Origin of the sequence: Providencia rustigianii, from assembly GCF_900637755.1 — a bacterium.
Taxonomy (GTDB): domain Bacteria; phylum Pseudomonadota; class Gammaproteobacteria; order Enterobacterales; family Enterobacteriaceae; genus Providencia; species Providencia rustigianii.
On the sequence record NZ_LR134396.1, the window covers coordinates 3,847,011 to 3,864,394 of the forward strand.

Consider the following 17,384-nt stretch of genomic DNA (forward strand, 5'->3'; position numbering starts at 1 on the left):
ACGTTAGGGTTGATAAAAACTGGCGGTATTATACTGGGGGAAACCACACAATTTACTCAACAAAAATGCCTTTGTCTCGTAAATAATGACCATCCTCTTTACGTCGAGTAAATCCACTTTTATCAAAAAATTCTAGAATTTGAATCGCTAATTTACGGCCGATCCCTAATTCATTACGGAAATCTGCTGCAAAAATAGCATCATGTTCGGCACAATAGCGCAGAATTAATGCAGCAAATTGGCGAATTTGTTCACTGCTATAATAGCGGTCACGTACAATCGCAACAATCAGTCCCATCTGAGCCGCTTTTTTCAATGTTCGACGCGTAGTATCTTCATCCTGACCGATTTCTATTGCGATATCGCGAACCCACCAGGCTTCTGGCGTCGTAAACAGCCCTTCAATTTGCTGCCAAATATGCTGCTGCTGGGCATCAAATACTAACCCATGTTGTGGCATATGCAGCCAACCACGGGTTTGCTTGATGGTTCCATCAGTAATCAAATCATTAATCAGTTTGAAAACCAAAGGCTCACTCATCGTTGGTAAAGCCATACGTTTTAAGCGAGCCTTACCGACACCGATTTGGTCACTATGAACTTCATTAAAACTTTCAAGAGATTGAGTTAGCTTGTCTTTTGCAATCTGCGCTTTGAATTCCGATAAGACAACATCGCCCACTCGAACTACATTGACCTGAGCCAATAAACTTTCAAGTGCCGCCGATGTTAACTGACGCGCCCAACGATAACTGTTTAAGTCTAGCTCACCGCTGGGTAATTGCAGATTAAGCTGAGTAAGTTCATCATTCGCTGCACACAAATGCGCCAACCAATCGAGGAATTCAGGCTGTCTCTTTCCTCTTCGTGGAGAAACTAAGCGGATCACTCTTGCCCCCGCTAACGTTTGTCGAGCGCTAATATCACGAATAATTAATCGGTCATTATCCACCAGCCAGAGCGGTGTATCTAAGATTAACTCGGCAAGGACAGGGGTTTCACCAGACTCTGTCAATAACGAAACTCGCCCTGTGATATGGCTTGCGCCATGGTATAAATGCACAGGTTGCCAATGTTTTATCGGTAAGTCACATTCCAATTCCACAATCACGCGAGTTGCAACAAACGCAGGTTGTTCGGCAAGCAGCCAATCTCCCCGCGTGATCGATTCTTTATCAATATTACCCGTTAAATTTAGTGCAACTCGGTCACCAGCCTGAGCAAACTCTGCCACTTGATTTTGGCGATGAATTCCTCTGACTCTGACGGGAGTCTCAGCGCCAGTCACCCACAATGATTCACCGATATTAACCCGACCCGCTAACGCCGTTCCGGTCACCACAACCCCTGCACCTTTAACATGGAAGATACGGTCAATGGCTAAACGGAAACGATGTTGGAGATTAACCTGATTGTCTTGTTGCTGGTGAAGTTGTTGAAGATAGCGGCGCAAAGCATCAATACCCAGCCCACTATTGGCAGACGTAATGAATAACGCCGATTCTGTCCAACCTTGGCGACGTAATTCGGACTGAATTTGTTGAGTCACCTCGTCTATCCGTGCCGTATCCACCCTATCCGCTTTGGTAAGGACCACACTGATATTTTGGCAACCTGCAAGTCTTAAAATTGCAAGATGCTCAAGGGTTTGCGCCATTACGCCATCATCACAAGCCACCACCAGTAAAGCATGATTGATCCCACCGATACCCGCCAACATATTCGCGAGGAATTTTTCGTGTCCAGGAACATCAATAAAACCGATGGAGCTACCATCTGACTGCGGCCAATACGCATAGCCGAGGTCAATCGTCATTCCACGTTTTTTTTCTTCAGGAAGGTGTGCGGTATTCACACCCGTAATGGCCTGAATAAGGGAGGTTTTGCCATGGTCAACATGGCCAGCAGTTGCGAAAATCATGACAATAAAGCCTGTACTAATCCATGTTCATCATCGAGACAACGTAGGTCTAGCCACAGTTTGCCTTCTTTCAAACGGCCAATCACTGGCTGAGGTAACTGGCGCCAACGTGCCGCTAAGCGTTCCAAACCACTACCTTTGCCGTCTAAAGGTGCGAACGTAATGGCATAGCTTGGTAATCGGTCAATAGGTAATGAACCGCTTCCAATTTGAGATAAGCAAGGTTCGACTTCAACAACGAAATGATCACCGTAGTAAGCCTGCATTTTGACTAAAATATTTTCGGCACTGCGCCTGATCTCTTCTGGAGATCGCGTTAACCAACGCAAGGTCGGTAATTCTGTGGTTAATTTTTCAGGCGTTAAATAGAGTTTTAGCGTCGCTTCCAGCGCAGCTAGGATCATTTTATCAACACGTAAAGCGCGCTTTAGAGGGTGTTTTTGAATGGCATCAATCCATTTTTTCTTCCCTAAAATAATCCCTGCTTGGGGACCTCCGAGAAGCTTATCTCCAGAAATGGAAACTAAATCAATACCTTGTGATAAGTAAGTTTGCGGCATAGGCTCCGCAGGCAGACCATAAGCGGTCATGTCGATCATCGAGCCGCTACCTAAATCAATGGCTGTCGGTAATTGGTACTTTTTACCCAGCTCCGCCAGCGCTTCGCCATCCACTTCGGCGGTAAAGCCTTCAATACTGTAGTTACTGGTATGAACCTTCATTAATAAGGCCGTATCCTCATTAATGGCTTTTTCATAATCCCGCAAATGGGTACGGTTAGTGGTACCAACTTCGACTAACTGGCATCCCGCTTGCTCCATCACATCCGGCACACGAAAAGCCCCACCAATTTCGACTAACTCACCGCGGGAGACAATCACTTGCTGATTTGGTGCGACGGTTGCGAGTAAGAGTAGAACAGCGGCAGCATTGTTATTCACAATACACGCATCTTCCGCTCCCGTCAGTTGACAGAGTAAGTCAGCAATCGCACGGTCACGATGTCCGCGCATTGCGCCATCCAGAGAGTATTCTAACGTCACGGGGGAACTCATGACCTGCGTCACGGCAGTAATCGCCGATTTGGACATGACAGAACGCCCCAGATTGGTATGCAAAACTGTACCCGTTAAATTGAATACATTTTTTAATGCGCTTTGTCCGAATGCATGATGTCGTCTGGATAATTCGGCTAACCAGTCATTATGCCAATCCGGTAATCGTCCTTCATCCGCAATACAAGTTCGAGCTTGTGCCTGCATTTCACGCAAACATTCCGTTACCCAGTGCAGACCCGACTGCTCGACCAAAATTTGGGCTTCATCGAATTGCAGTAACTTATCGATAGCGGGAAGTTGGCGATACAAAGTCGGTTCAGCCATAGTCTCTACTCTCTTTGCTTACTCTGTTACCGGTCGATTATTTTTCGCCGGGAAACAAAAATGGGTTAATGCTGCTGCGAGCAAAACCTTCTTCTTCCATACGCGCATCTAAAATAATCGACGCTAAATCATCGGCGACCGGTTCAACTTTAGACTCTTTCTCTTGGTATAGCACTTTGAGATAGCTGCCACAATCGCCACAACTCTCTGCTTTTACAGCTGCATTTTCATCATCTAATGACCAATAATTGAGGTCACGAGTTTGCTCGCAGTTACTGCATTTCACACGTACCATATGCCACTCGGTTTCACACAAGGTGCAGTGTAAATAACGTAAACCTTGGCTAGAACCAATTTGAACAATGCTAGAGACTGGCATGCTGTTACACACTGGGCAGAAATGACGATGGTCACCATGTTCAGCACGGGCTTTACCCGGAATGTTTGCTGCCATTTGTGCCCAATAAACCGATAATGCCGCCCAAATAAACATTGATTTGTCTGCTGGGACTTTTTCAAAATGTTCATTTAGCAACGCCGTTGCCATCTCTTCCAATTCTGATTCAGAGGCTTTTTCTAGATTTTCTAATGCTGTACGCACTGAGTCAGGGACGATTGGCATTAACTCTGCGATGATCGAGCTTAATAATTTGTGCCAATGATTCGTACGAGGAAATGTTTTTGCATCTAACGGTGGCGTATTCGTTACGGTTGAACGCGCCAGTACTTCAGCCATGTCCATTTCTAATGGGTTGTCATGCTGCGCATTATTTTGTGCCGTTGCCACTTCCGCAGCAAAATTCAGATAATCTGCAAAAGGATGTTCGCCCACGCCAAGTTCTTTTAATCGTTCCGCGCGACGCTGATAAAGGTTTTTTAAATTCGGGAACAGAACAGGTGGAATAAACCCAATTCCTTTTTCTTTCAATCTTTCTTGCCCTAATTCTTCTTTAGGGACGATACGAATACCCATTGCATTCTCTCTTTTATATTTTTTATCATAACTCACTTCGAGAAAGTGCTTATTCGCATTCACTCGAAAGCATCTCAGAAAATATTCGATTAGCTAGCAAGTCTTGCTATCGTTCCCGTCAGGATAAAACAAAAGTCACTGATAGGCTACTGTAGCCCTCGAATATTCGTGGTTATTAACCCTTTCTATTTCAGGGGAATAACAAATTCATGTTAGCGATTTTTTATTTGATATAAATGCCATTCTTTCACTGATGTGAAGCTAATTGATACGTATAATGGTTCAAAATTTATCCGCAAAAAAGGTAAAAAATGATACCGTTATTTAAATTTGAACCACAGTCTCACATACCTTTTGTCCTATTGCTTACCTTTATTGGCGGATTTGTCGATGCCTGTTCATTTGTTATTTTTGAAGTTTTTACTGGGCACCTAACCGGAAACAGTATTTTAAGCATGATATACCTCGCCAAAATGGATATTTCCATGTTGCTACTTTCTGTGATTTCCATCTTGGGATTTTTTGTAGGTACATTTTTTGGTTCATGGGTTCGGCTAAAGCATAGCGCACTGGTGGTATATCGCTTTGTTCTAGGTCTGGTATTTTTGATTTTTAGCTGCGTATTTTTACTTTATTTCTTTGCTCAAACTTTCTATTCCCCAGATTTGGCTATTTTTATGATCAGCTTTTCTATGGGGATTCAAAATGGTTATTTTAATAAAGCGGGCACCGTCGATGTTCACTCCACTTATGTGACAGGAATGACCACATCATGTATTAATGCTTTTTTGAAAAATATTCCGGGGGATGACAGCAAAAAAGTATTACTGCTGGCAGTACTCTCATTTATTTCGGGTGGATTAGCGGGCGGAATTTTATCTGTCAATTACCACTTTATCGCTTTTTCAGTGGTATTAATCTTATTAGCCTGTGCATTCTTTTATAGCTTAACCCTTTGTGATGCACCAAGAAAAAACCCACAATAAAAATTGTGGGTTCAATAGACAGAGATTAAAAACCAGTTAGTTTTTATCTTGCTGCTCTTGTTGCTGTTTCTCTTTGGCAACAATTTCACGGTACCAACGTGGGTGGTGCTTTCTCGCCCAACCACGGGTTACCCATCCTTCCACCATCGCACGAACTGAGCCTTTCACCCAGATTGCCGCATAGGCATGTACGATAATCATCAGAATCAAACCAATCGCCGACAGTGAGTGAATGATAATCGCTGCACGGTACACTGGAATTGGGAAATAATCAGCAAAGAATGGACGCCACATAATCACGCCGCTCACGACCAAAGCCAATAAGCAGATAGTGACAACCCAATACACCCCTTTTTGACCGAGGTTATATTGACCAACGTCGCCAGCTTCTTCGTTTTTCAAGACCTTACCGATATTTTTTGCCCACTTAATATCATCTTTATTGATGAAGTTATGGTGGAAATAACGGAAGAACATGAAGACGAATAGCAAGAACATCGCCGTGCCCACGAAGGGATGCAAAATTCGAGACAATTGTGGTGTGCCTAAAATGTTCATGAACCAGTTCAAGGATGGGAAGAAAAAGCCCAATCCGCTGATAGCAGTGAACAAGAAGCAAATCACAACCGCCCAATGATTGATCCTTTCAATCGGCTTATGACGAATAATTTTGTCATTATCATCTGGCATCATTTCTGATCCTCCCCTTCTTTTGATTTTGAAGAGTCAGATGACGTTGCGTTATGCAAATCTTCTAAAGCTTCTTCTTCATCTTTTTTGGAGACGCGGTTCGGACCAATACCCACATAGTGGAAGATGGCCGCCGCAAATGTTGCAGCAAAACCAACCGCTGCCATCGGCTTCCAGATACCTTTCCAGAAGGTGACTGTTGGGCTGATGGTCGGATTTTCTGGTAGCCCATGATACAGCTGAGGTTTATCCGCATGGTGTAAAACGTACATAACGTGCGTACCGCCCACACCTTCAGGATCGTATAAACCTGCGTTTGCGTAACCGCGGGTTTTCAGCTCTTCAACACGGTCACCAGCCATGTTAATCATGTCTTCTTTGGTACCAAAGTGAATCGCACCCGTTGGACATGTTTTCACACACGCAGGTTCTTGACCCACTTCAACACGGTCAACACACAGCGTACATTTGTATGCACGGTTATCGTCTTTGTTAATACGTGGTACGTCGAACGGGCAACCCGCGATACAGTAACCACAACCAATACAATGTTCTGATTGGAAATCAACGATACCATTTTTGTACTGAACGATTGCGCCTTCTGCCGGACATGCTTTCAGGCAGCCAGGATCAGCACAGTGCATACAGCCATCTTTACGAATCAGCCATTCAAATCTATCGTTCTCTTCAACTTCAGAGAAACGCATAACTGTCCATGACTTGGCGGTTAAATCCGTCGGGTTATCATACACCCCAACGTTAGTACCGATTTTGTCGCGAATATCGTTCCATTCGGAACACGCAACCTGACAAGCTTTACAGCCAATACAGGTTGTGACGTCGATTAGCTTTGCAACCTCTTCCTTATAATCCCGCACCTGAGGTGCGGGAGTCAGGGAATTGGTGGCAGAGCGACGAATAATGTCCTGTGATTGCATTGACATAATTTATCTCCTTACACCTTTTCCACATTGACAAGGAATGATTTAAATTCCGGCGTCTGAGTATTCGCATCACCCACGTATGGCGTTAGCGTATTGGTAAGAAAGCCTTTAACTGCTAAACCTTCAAAGCCCCAGTGAATTGGAATACCGATAGTATCGATATCTTTACCATGCACCTTCAGCGTATGAATACGTTTCGTGACAACGGCTTTCGCTTTGATGTAACCCCGTTTAGAGCTCACTTTAACCATATCGCCCTGTTCGATGCCTTTCTCTTTCGCTAAACGCTCACCGATTTCGATGAACTGCTGCGGCTGAATAATGGCATTTAACAGTGCATGCTTGGTCCAGTAGTGGAAATGCTCGGTCAAACGATAAGTAGTACCCACGTATGGGAACTCTGTCGCTTTACCCATTTGCGCCCAGTCATCTTTGAACACACGAGCCGCAGGGTTTGACACCACATTTGGATGCAGAGGGTTAGTATCCAGCGGCGTTTCGATTGGTTCGTAATGCTCAGGGAATGGACCTTCCGCCATTTTATCCAGAGCAAACAGGCGCCCCATACCTTCAGGCTGCATGATAAATGGACCTACACCGCTACCCGGCGCTGCATTGCTGTAGTCAGGAATATCCATTCCCACCCACTTGCTACCATTCCATTCAAGAATTTGGCGCTTCGGATCCCATGGTTTACCCATTGGGTCAGCAGATGCACGGTTATAAATAACTCGGCGGTTCAATGGCCATGCCCATGCCCAACCTAATGTGTTACCCAGACCCGTTGGGTCAGAGTTGTCACGGTTAGCCATTTGGTTACCTTTCGGTGTCCAGCTACCAGCGAAAATCCAGCAACCACTCGCCGTTGTACCGTCATCGCGTAATTGAGCAAACGAACTAAGCAGTTCGCCTTTTTTCACGATTACGTTGCCATCAGCATCTTTTAAATCTTCTAATGCATAACCGTTGCTTTCTTGTGCCACTTCTTCCGGTGTTGGGTTATCACGGTCGAGGTAGTTCCAAGTCATACTCAGCACCTGTTCAGGAGCTGCGCCGCCTTCGGTTTCATACAGTTGACGCAGGCGATGATAGATACCTGACAGGATTTCACCATCACTGATAGCTTCGCCCGGGGCATCCGCACCTTTCCAGTGCCACTGTAACCAACGCGCTGAGTTAACAATTGAACCATTTTCTTCAGCAAAGCAGCAAGATGGCAGACGGAACACGGTAGTTTGGATCTCTTCCGGTTTCACATCATTCATTTCGCCATGGTTTTGCCAGAAGTTTGCAGTTTCTGTGTTCAGCGGGTCGATAGTAATTAAGAATTTCAGTTTAGAAAGTGACTTCGAGACTTTGTTCTTGTTCGGGAATGAGGCTAATGGGTTAAAGCCTTGGCAGATATAGCCATTAACTTCACCCTTATCCATCATTTCGAAATAACGCAGTACGTCGTAACCCTGATCCCATTTAGGTAACAGGTCAAAGCCCCAGTTATTTTCTTTCTGCGCTTTGTCACCATAGAAAGTCTTCATCATGCTGACAAAGAATTTCGGGTAGTTACTCCAGTAGTTAACTTGTCCCGCTACCGTCGCTTTTGGCGTATTGGCCGCTAAGTAACTTTCTAGCGTAGTTTGTTTCTCTGACGGCAAAGTCAGATAACCAGGCAAGCTTTGAGATAACAAACCTAGGTCAGTCAGGCCTTGGATATTCGAGTGACCACGCAGTGCGTTAACGCCACCGCCTAACATCCCCATATTACCCAGCAGTAACTGGATCATCGCCATGGTACGAATATTTTGCGCACCAACGGTGTGTTGGGTCCAACCCAGCGCATACAAGAATGACGCTGTTTTGTCTTTTGCACTCGTTTCTGCAAGGTACTCACAGACTTGCAGGAAGTCTTTGATTGGCGTACCGCAAATGTTGTTAACCACTTCTGGGGTATAACGGCTGACGTGTTCTTTCAATAAGTTAAGGACACAACGCGGGTGTTTCAGAGTCGGATCGCGCAGCGCTAAGCCGTTCTCATCCATCTCGTAGTTCCACGTGGTCTTATCATATTGGCGTTTTTCAGCATCGTAACCTGTGAACAGACCGTCATCAAAACCGTAATCTTCACGGATAACTAAGCTGGCGTTAGTGTACGCCTCAACGTATTCACGTTGAATTTTCTCGTTATCCAGTAAGTATTTGATCACACCCGACAGGAACGCAATATCAGTACCAGAACGGATAGGCGTGTAAAAATCCGCCACAGCTGCAGTACGGGTAAAGCGAGGATCGATAACAATAAGTTTGGCTTTATTATGGATTTTTGCTTCCATCGCCCAGCGGAAACCAACTGGATGCGCTTCTGCGGCATTACCACCCATAACAACAACCAGGTTTGCGTTTTTAATGTCAACCCAGTGGTTGGTCATCGCACCGCGACCAAATGTTGGAGCAAGACTTGCTACCGTTGGTCCGTGTCAGACACGCGCTTGGTTATCCACGGCAAGCATGCCGAGGGCGCGACTAAATTTTTGGGTTACAAAACCTGTTTCATTACTTGCCGCTGATGCACACAGCATACCGGTGGTTAACCAACGGTTGACAGTTACACCATCTTTATTCTGTTTAATGAAGTTAGCATCACGATCTTCTTTCATTAACTTGGCGATGCGGTCGAAGGCTTCGTTCCAAGAAATGCGTTTCCACTCGTTAGTGCCTGGTTCGCGAACTTCTGGATATTTCAGGCGACTTTCACTGTGAATGAAGTCGATTAATCCTGCACCTTTAGGACAAAGTGCGCCACGGTTTACCGGATGATCCGGGTCCCCTTCAATATGAAAAATACTTTCTTTTGCATTTTTCGCGCCATCACCGAGGCTGTACATTAACAGCCCACAGCCGACAGAACAGTAGGTACAGGTATTTCGAGTCTCTTTCGCTCGCAGTAATTTATACTGACGAGTCGATGCAAGTGCGGTGGCTGGAATAAAACCCAGAGCCGCTGCCGTTGTACCTGCCATACCGCCAGCGCAGATCTTAAAGAACTGTCTTCTGCTGACTTGCATGGGGGATCTCCTCATATACATTGCTCATGTTTACCTAACTTCGTTACATAAATTGAGGTAAACTGTTCTTATTCAACGTCATCCTTACGTATTCAGGTTCATTGCCTGATTAATGGTGTAAATTCTTTTTACCCATATCGAATATTATGTATCATTAGTGATAGGAATTCATCTAATGTATGAAACAAATACTACAAATAACTCCAAATTATCTAAAATGATCGGCGTTAATCACACAACCGTGCAACAAAAAAACAACCTAGGATTATTGGTTAATGATTATGTTGCAGAAGAAATTCCTGTTGCACTTGTATACAACGGAATATCTCACGTCGTAATGATGGCAACGCCAAAAGATTTGAGTGATTTTGCTGTCGGATTTTCATTATCCGAGGGAATTATACAATCCCGAGATGAAATCCGTGGAATTGATATTGTACAGGGCTGCCATCGAGGCATTGAAGTACAGATTGAATTATCCAACCGCCGTTTTATGGAACTCAAAGAGCGTAGACGTAACCTAACGGGTCGTACTGGCTGTGGTATTTGTGGCACAGAACAGCTCGACGAGATTTTCAAACCTCTCACACCGCTGCCATTCACTCAAACCTTCTCTCTATCATACCTCGATAATGCGCTTAATGAACTAAAAAAAGTCCAAGAAATTGGGGCGTTAACAGGTTGTACCCATGCTGCCGCGTGGATTTCCCCTGAAGGTTTATTAGTCGGTGGTTGTGAAGATGTGGGTCGCCATGTGGCGCTTGATAAGCTATTGGGCATGAAAAGCCGCTCAGATTGGCAGCAAGGGGCAATTTTAGTTTCTAGCCGTGCCAGCTATGAAATGGTTCAAAAAGCGGCTAGCTGTGGTGCGGAGATTTTATTTGCGGTCTCTGCTGCAACAGCTCTTGCCATTGAAGTTGCCGAAAAAGCCAATTTGACGCTGGTCGGATTCTGCCGCCAAGGTAAAGCGACCGTATTTACTCATCCGAGTCGGGTGAGGGATTGATAACGAAAATTTAATCCCAGCCTTTTTTTAATCGCTCAGCTTTGTGATGTAACCCCGATAAAATTGAGTTTGCAATGTGTTCAGGAAAATCAAGTGGAAGTTGCTTCCTAACTTTCTTAATGACACTGTCCATTTTTTCATCAAACTCAATTAAGATTTTTTCCATCTCAGCTCGAGCAAATCCAACTGCTTTTGCTGTTGCAAAAAAGTGTCTTGGGAAAATTTGTTCTATTTCGTATTTAATCCCTTTTTTTCCTTTCAATCCCATTGCAAGTTTTGCATCTCTAGGATGGATTTCTCTACCACCATAACTGGGATACATCGATAAAATATCGTAGAAGGGCGTCAATCGGTAACGCCCCTCCGATTCAATAAACAATGAAAAATTTTTAGCATGTCCATCGGTCGCAGCGAGTAACCAAAACAAGACTTGGCTCTTCATAAATTGATATCTATCTTTCTCAACATTGATTGAACCCAGTAAGTAATCCATAATTTCCTGAATACCTGGTCCACCATGACTTTGATATTTTCTTGCCGGTGAAACATTCAGGGTTTGACAAAAATCTTCCTGTGGTAAGCGCATAATCCACGTATCGTCAGAGGAATATTTACGGTCAAAATGTTCAACCACTAACGCCTTTATCTCTCCGATATTTAAAATAAAACTATGGGGTACATCGAGACCAAACTCTTTTGCTATCAGTAAACACAAATACTCATTTTCTACACTTTCAGACAAATCAATCGAGTATGAATGACTTTCTATTTTACCAATAGGGAGTTTAATAATATGGGTTGTTGGCGTAGCATTCAGTGGCAAATACCAATGTCCATCTAAATTGAGTAGTGCCGTTTTTTCCTGAGCTCCAGCAATCGAGATCCTAAAATCATCCACTTCGTCAATCATACCTAATGGAATATTCGCTCTATATCCAGTTAAGATTTTTTCTAATTTTTTAGTGGATAAACGTTTATATTCGATTTGTTTTACATTACTGACTGTTTGCTCAGCAGGAACCAGTTGTAAAGCTCCCACACTATCCTGCCCAATTTTAGATAATAAATCGAAAGGTTGATTTGAATCCACCTGATGGCGGCTAACAACTCGATTTCGTATTTCAATATTATCAGGGAGAAGGTTATCAAAAAAATTATAAACTTCATCCCCTTTGTATTCTTGATGTTGAAGAGGCATTGATAAAGAAATTGGACGCGCTCCCGGCGTTTCTAGCCAGTGACTATCATATTTAAATTGGTGTGCTCCAGTACTCGAACGAATAAATTCCCCAACAAGATAACCATTCATGTACACATACAAAGTCGCCATTACCACTCCTCTTTCCATCCGGAGTCTGTATTTGATGAGCCACTTTCATTTCTGGGTTTAATATCGAGTTCAAGATTTAACGCGGATAGAATCTTAAAAAAGGTTTCTAATTTTGTAGAGTCTGGAGAGAGTTCAAAACTGGAGACGGTATCTTGCCGAATACCCACTTTACTCGCGACTTTGCTTTGAGATAATTTGTTGGTTTCTCTGACATCTTTCATGTAAGCACTAAGTTGTCGAGTATTGGTGACTTTCATTGGGATACCTACCTTGCTTGAGTCCAATAACATTACACTCTATAACCGGTAAATATTAGATTACACGCTGAAGCAGGTAAAATCAACATTACACCCTATAGCAGGTAAATATCACTCTACACGGTCTAGCATGTAGAGTGATAACCATCATGCAAAATGATTACTTCCCAATACAGAAACTCGAGAAAATACGTCCTAATAAATCATCGGACGTAAATTCGCCCGTGATCTCGCTGAGTTCAAGCTGAGCTAAGCGTAACTCTTCAGCCAATAACTCACCGGAGCGAGCATTCACTAACTGGTCATAACCTTGTGCTAGGTGGGTTGCTGCATTATTCAGTGCTTGTAAGTGACGACGGCGTGCTAAGAAGCCCCCCTCCGTATTGCCACTAAAACCCATGGTTTCTTTGAGATGATCGCGCAGCAAATCGATGCCTTTCTCTTCGCGAGCAGATAACCGGATTAATGGGTAACGCGCATCTGCGACAAACTCAATCGACTCTCCGGTTTTATCCGCTTTATTACGAATGACGGTAACAGGCAACGTTTCTGGTAGGCGCGCCATAAATTCAGGCCAAATTTCTTGCGGCTCGGTGGCGTCTGTCGTCGTGCTATCCACCATAAATAATACACGGTCAGCTTGTTCAATCTCTTTCCAAGCGCGTTCTATACCGATGCGCTCAACTTCATCACTGGCTTCGCGTAAGCCCGCGGTATCAATAATATGCAGTGGCATACCATCGATATGGATATGCTCACGCAGTACGTCACGGGTGGTTCCTGCAATATCGGTGACAATCGCCGCTTCACGTCCCGCCAATGCATTCAACAAGCTGGATTTACCCGCATTTGGACGACCGGCAATCACCACTTTCATTCCTTCACGCAGTAAACTGCCTTGTCGAGCTTGAGAGCGAACCTGCTCCAAATCATCAACCACTTCATTCAGTTTGGCTTCAATTTTGCCGTCAGACAGGAAATCAATTTCCTCATCAGGAAAATCAATGGCTGCCTCGACATAGATACGCAAGTGAGTGAGTGCTTCCACTAACTGGTGGATATGGGATGAAAAAGCCCCTTGCAAAGAGTTCATTGCAGAACGAGCAGCTTGTTCAGAGCTGGCATCAATCAAATCGGCGATAGCTTCGGCCTGTGCCAAATCCAGTTTGTCATTTAAAAATGCGCGCTCAGAAAACTCGCCCGGATTCGCAATACGAATTGCGCCAATCGTCAAAATTCTTCTGAGTAGTAAATCGAGGATAACCGGACCACCGTGCCCTTGTAATTCAAGAACATCTTCACCCGTGAAAGAGTTCGGTCCTGGGAAATAAATTGCAATCCCTTGGTCAAGAACAGAGCCATCCACATCACGAAATGGCAAATACTCGGCATAACGCGGCTTTGGTAACTTTCCAAGTACCGTTTCAGCCACTAAGGCTGCCTTTGGACCGGATACACGTAAAATTCCCACTCCACCACGACCGGGAGCTGTTGCCTGTGCGACGATAGTATCGTTGATTTGCATGATGTTTCTCTGTCTCTGCGTAAAAAAATTGAGGCGCTCCGAACTGGAACGCCTCAATGTTACTATAGAATCTGGCTTTGTGAAGCCTTCTAAACTCGTTAAGAATCTAGATTACTTTTTCTCTTTCTTATCGCGACTATGTAGACCACGTTTTTCCAGACCACGATAAATAATCTGCTGCTGGATAATGGTGACTAAGTTACTCACGATATAGTACAGAACCAGACCTGATGGGAACCACAGGAAGAACACGGTAAACACGACTGGCATGTATGTCATGATCTTCTGCTGCATTGGGTCAGTCACAGCTGTTGGTGACATTTTCTGGATAACAAACATCGTCACACCCATCAGAACTGGCAGGATGTAGTACGGGTCTTGTGCAGACAAGTCTTGGATCCAACCAAAGAATGGTGCATGACGCAGTTCAACAGAACCCATCAACATGTAGTAAAGTGCAAGGAAGATTGGCATTTGAATCAGCAGAGGTAAACAACCACCCAGTGGGTTTACTTTTTCTGCTTTGTACATCGCCATCATTTCTTGGCTCATACGTTGTTTGTCATCACCAATACGCTCACGCATTGCAGCCAATTTTGGTTGCAGTAAACGCATTTTCGCCATTGAGGTGTACTGCGCTTTGGTCAGCGGGTACATGATACCACGGACGATAAAGGTAATAACGATGATGGCAATACCCCAGTTACCGACAAAACCGTGAATGAATTTCAACAGTTTGAACAGTGGCTGAGAAATAAACCATAACCAACCGTAATCTACGGTTAAATCTAAGTGAGGAGCAACTTCTGCCATTTCTGACTGAATTTCAGGTCCAATCCACAGTGTCGATGAATAAGTACCTGCACCATTCGCCGCGATAGTGACTGGCTCGCTCTTATAACCAACGATAGCCGATTTTTTATCGAGATCAATGGTGTAGAAAGTGCTTTGTTCTGTCGCTTCTGGAACCCACGCCGTTGCAAAATATTGTTGCAACATTGCGACCCAGCCGCCTTTCGTAGTCAGGCTTAAGTTTTTATCTTCGATGTCACTGAAACTATATTTTTTATAGTTGTTTTCATCAGAAGAATAAGCCGCACCACGGTATGTATGCAGAGCAAAGTTATTGCTTCCTGTATCACGCTGTTCTGGCAGTGCAATGGTCTGTTTTAACTGACCGAAGAAAGCAAGGCTCAGTGGCTGTGCTGTTGGGTTTTGAATACTGTATTCAACTTCAACAGTATATTTACCACGTTTCAGAATATACGTTTTCTGATAGACAACACCGTTGTTATCGGTGAAAGACATCGGAACACGTAATTCATCTTGACCCGCTTGTAGCTCAAAGCTTGCCGAGTCTGCGGTATAAAGAGGACGTTGACCGTTATTGTTCGCTGGGTTGTCTGGACCATGAGGACCAATCAGACCACTTTGAGCCTGATAAACAAAACCTGGTGTGGTTTCTAATAAACGGAACGGGTCTGGTGAGTTCAAGGTTGCTGGATAGGCTAACAGATCAGCCTCATCAATATCACCACCGCGAGTATTGATGCGAACATCAAGTACGTCAGTTTTAACGGCAATAAGCTTACCTTGCTCACTATTTGTGACCGCTTGACCATCACTGTTTGGCATGTCCGTTTTTTGTTGCGAAGTTTGAACAGTTTTGGTTTCCTGAGCAACTTTATCGCTCTCCCAAGCCTGCCAAACCAAAAACGTCACGAACAACAAAGCGATGAGTAGAAGATTGCGTTGCGAATCCATCGTTATAATTCTCTATTATCATCAGTTTTTCTGGGTGGGACAGGATCATCTCCACCAGCGTGTAAAGGGTGGCATTTTAATACGCGTTTAGCAGTTAACCAACTACCTTTTAGCATACCAAACCTGCGCAATGCCTCAATTCCGTAATTAGAGCACGTAGGATTAAAACGACAGCGAGGCCCTAACAACGGGCTAATAGCCAGTTGGTAGCCTCTGATCAGCATGATCAGGATTTTTGAGCCAAGCGACGGTGACGACGCCATAACTTATCCAAGGATTCCGTGATCTGTTGATTGTCGAGATTAGCGACCCCTTTTCTTACCAATACCACAAAGTCCATAGGAGGCAACTCATGTTGATGCAAACGAAAGTATTCACGGGCTAATCGTTTAATACGATTACGCTCATGAGCTCGTTTAACATTTTTTTTGGCGATGGTAAGACCGATGCGGGGATGCCCCAGCTCGTTAAGGCGACCAAGGATTGTTATCTCTGGGGAACTCGCCCTCTGCGGCTGTTTGAAGACATTGTCGAAATGCCTGGGAGTTAACAAACGTAACTCCCGGGTAAAAGCGAGCGTAACCACTGAGAGGGCTAGCTTTATTACTTAGATGAAACGGTCAGACGAGCGCGGCCTTTAGCACGACGGCGAGCCAGAACCTGACGACCATTTTTTGTAGCCATACGAGCACGAAAACCGTGTGAACGGTTGCGCTTCAGTACGGACGGTTGAAAAGTGCGTTTCATAACGATTTCTACCTAACTTTAAAATTTATTACTGATTCAGTAAACGCGTTTGGCAACCAGTGGAAACTGATTTACACCTGTGCCTCTGTCGCAACAATATGGAAAGAGGCAGGATTGTAATAAAACATAGGGGGTCACGTCAATGAAATGACGCAATCAAACCACTTTTTATTTAAAACCTGGCTGACCGGTTTGCCGATATATGCTGTGACAATCAATAAATGAGCGCATTTTTCGCCTTTTCTACAATACGTTTTACAGTTTAACCCTCAAATAACCCAAGAGTTTTTTGAGGCAGACCACAAAACGACACCATTATAGTGAGTCGTAAAAAGTCACATTCATGCAGTACACAGGGAGGAAGATTATACGGACTCCGCCCTAAAGCGCAAGGATCTTAATAAGATCCAAAAATATTTTTTGATCTTAGAGACAATTTCTATATATAGGCTAAAGTTATCCCCAGACATGTGGAAAATTTGATGTTGCCTGCGATCCTCCAGCGAAATTCTCCCCTACCAGAGTTGCCTTACCACATTTGCCTGTGGATAAAAAGCATAAAAACTGTGTAAAAGAATGGAGATCTTGAGTGATTTTTACGGTATGATCTCCTGTCATATTACTGATCAGTCGATCGGTGATATGTTGTGGATATATAGGGTGAGTTAATCTAAATACTTCTCTGATGCTTTATATATCTTAGTGACTTTCATAAAGTGACTGAGATAGTCGTCATCAGTAAAAATTCTTAGCAAAATCCGTAATTCTTGTTTCATTGACCTTGTTTAGGGGAGTCCAAC

15 protein-coding genes are annotated in these 17,384 nt (G+C 44.1%); 2 read left to right on the top strand and 13 right to left on the bottom strand.

The window, feature by feature from the left end; all coding sequences use genetic code 11:
• Window positions 1-52: 52 nt before the first annotated feature.
• Genes selB through fdhE form a run of 3 tightly spaced genes read right to left on the bottom strand, consistent with a single transcriptional unit; the run spans window position 53 to window position 4,276 of the window.
• Entirely contained in the window at window positions 53-1,921 is a 1,869-nt protein-coding gene (selB, locus tag EL244_RS17790) for a selenocysteine-specific translation elongation factor (RefSeq protein WP_126462660.1), read from the bottom strand.
• A complete protein-coding gene (gene selA, locus EL244_RS17795) occupies window positions 1,918-3,303 on the bottom strand; it encodes an L-seryl-tRNA(Sec) selenium transferase (RefSeq protein WP_126462663.1) in 1,386 nt (461 codons plus the stop codon). Before selA ends, selB begins: the two co-directional genes overlap by 4 nt.
• A gap of 37 nt (window positions 3,304-3,340) precedes the next feature.
• The gene (fdhE, locus tag EL244_RS17800) at window positions 3,341-4,276 is read right to left on the bottom strand and encodes a formate dehydrogenase accessory protein FdhE (protein WP_039855856.1); all 936 of its coding nucleotides are present in this window, start codon (window positions 4,274-4,276) and stop codon (window positions 3,341-3,343) included.
• Between the two features lie 311 nt (window positions 4,277-4,587).
• Here fdhE and EL244_RS17805 point away from each other — a divergent pair, with 311 nt between their 5' ends.
• Window positions 4,588-5,262 carry a YoaK family protein gene (locus EL244_RS17805; protein ID WP_126462666.1) on the top strand — a complete coding sequence of 225 codons (675 nt, stop codon included), beginning with the start codon at window positions 4,588-4,590 and terminating at the stop codon, window positions 5,260-5,262.
• A gap of 36 nt (window positions 5,263-5,298) precedes the next feature.
• On the opposite strand, the gene fdoI is transcribed toward EL244_RS17805, so the two are convergent.
• The 3 genes from fdoI to fdnG are packed head-to-tail and all read right to left on the bottom strand — an operon-like array spanning window position 5,299 to window position 9,955.
• The gene (fdoI, locus tag EL244_RS17810) at window positions 5,299-5,955 is read right to left on the bottom strand and encodes a formate dehydrogenase cytochrome b556 subunit (RefSeq protein ID WP_006816161.1); all 657 of its coding nucleotides are present in this window, start codon (window positions 5,953-5,955) and stop codon (window positions 5,299-5,301) included.
• Window positions 5,952-6,896, bottom strand: coding sequence for a formate dehydrogenase subunit beta (fdxH, locus tag EL244_RS17815; RefSeq protein WP_126462668.1), 945 nt, complete (start codon window positions 6,894-6,896; stop codon window positions 5,952-5,954). Before fdxH ends, fdoI begins: the two co-directional genes overlap by 4 nt.
• Before the next feature lie 11 nt (window positions 6,897-6,907).
• A complete protein-coding gene (fdnG, locus tag EL244_RS17820; RefSeq protein WP_126462671.1) occupies window positions 6,908-9,955 on the bottom strand; it encodes a formate dehydrogenase-N subunit alpha in 3,048 nt (1,015 codons plus the stop codon).
• A 175-nt stretch (window positions 9,956-10,130) separates the two neighbouring features.
• Between fdnG and fdhD the strand changes: the two genes are divergently transcribed.
• Window positions 10,131-10,961, top strand: a complete 831-nt coding sequence (gene fdhD, locus EL244_RS17825; protein ID WP_126462674.1) for a formate dehydrogenase accessory sulfurtransferase FdhD — start codon at window positions 10,131-10,133, stop codon at window positions 10,959-10,961.
• Window positions 10,962-10,971: 10 nt separating this feature from the next.
• On the opposite strand, the gene EL244_RS17830 is transcribed toward fdhD, so the two are convergent.
• From EL244_RS17830 to rpmH, 7 genes are all read right to left on the bottom strand, one after another.
• On the bottom strand, window positions 10,972-12,291 hold the full coding sequence (locus EL244_RS17830) for a type II toxin-antitoxin system HipA family toxin (protein WP_126462677.1): 1,320 nt from the start codon (window positions 12,289-12,291) through the stop codon (window positions 10,972-10,974).
• The gene (locus tag EL244_RS17835; RefSeq protein WP_039855850.1) at window positions 12,291-12,548 is read right to left on the bottom strand and encodes a helix-turn-helix domain-containing protein; all 258 of its coding nucleotides are present in this window, start codon (window positions 12,546-12,548) and stop codon (window positions 12,291-12,293) included. Before EL244_RS17835 ends, EL244_RS17830 begins: the two co-directional genes overlap by 1 nt.
• Before the next feature lie 160 nt (window positions 12,549-12,708).
• Entirely contained in the window at window positions 12,709-14,073 is a 1,365-nt protein-coding gene (gene mnmE / locus EL244_RS17840) for a tRNA uridine-5-carboxymethylaminomethyl(34) synthesis GTPase MnmE (RefSeq protein ID WP_126462681.1), read from the bottom strand.
• 111 nt (window positions 14,074-14,184) lie between these two features.
• Entirely contained in the window at window positions 14,185-15,837 is a 1,653-nt protein-coding gene (gene yidC, locus EL244_RS17845) for a membrane protein insertase YidC (RefSeq protein ID WP_006816153.1), read from the bottom strand.
• A 2-nt stretch (window positions 15,838-15,839) separates the two neighbouring features.
• Window positions 15,840-16,100 (bottom strand): membrane protein insertion efficiency factor YidD, encoded by a 261-nt coding sequence (yidD, locus tag EL244_RS17850; protein WP_036959180.1) that lies wholly within the window; start codon window positions 16,098-16,100, stop codon window positions 15,840-15,842.
• Window positions 16,064-16,423: a ribonuclease P protein component gene (rnpA, locus tag EL244_RS17855; protein ID WP_006816151.1), complete on the bottom strand. Its 360-nt coding sequence runs from the start codon at window positions 16,421-16,423 to the stop codon at window positions 16,064-16,066. The genes yidD and rnpA overlap by 37 nt, the downstream gene beginning before the upstream one ends.
• A 17-nt stretch (window positions 16,424-16,440) precedes the next feature.
• Window positions 16,441-16,584: a 50S ribosomal protein L34 gene (gene rpmH, locus EL244_RS17860; protein ID WP_004906236.1), complete on the bottom strand. Its 144-nt coding sequence runs from the start codon at window positions 16,582-16,584 to the stop codon at window positions 16,441-16,443.
• Window positions 16,585-17,384 lie beyond the last annotated feature (800 nt).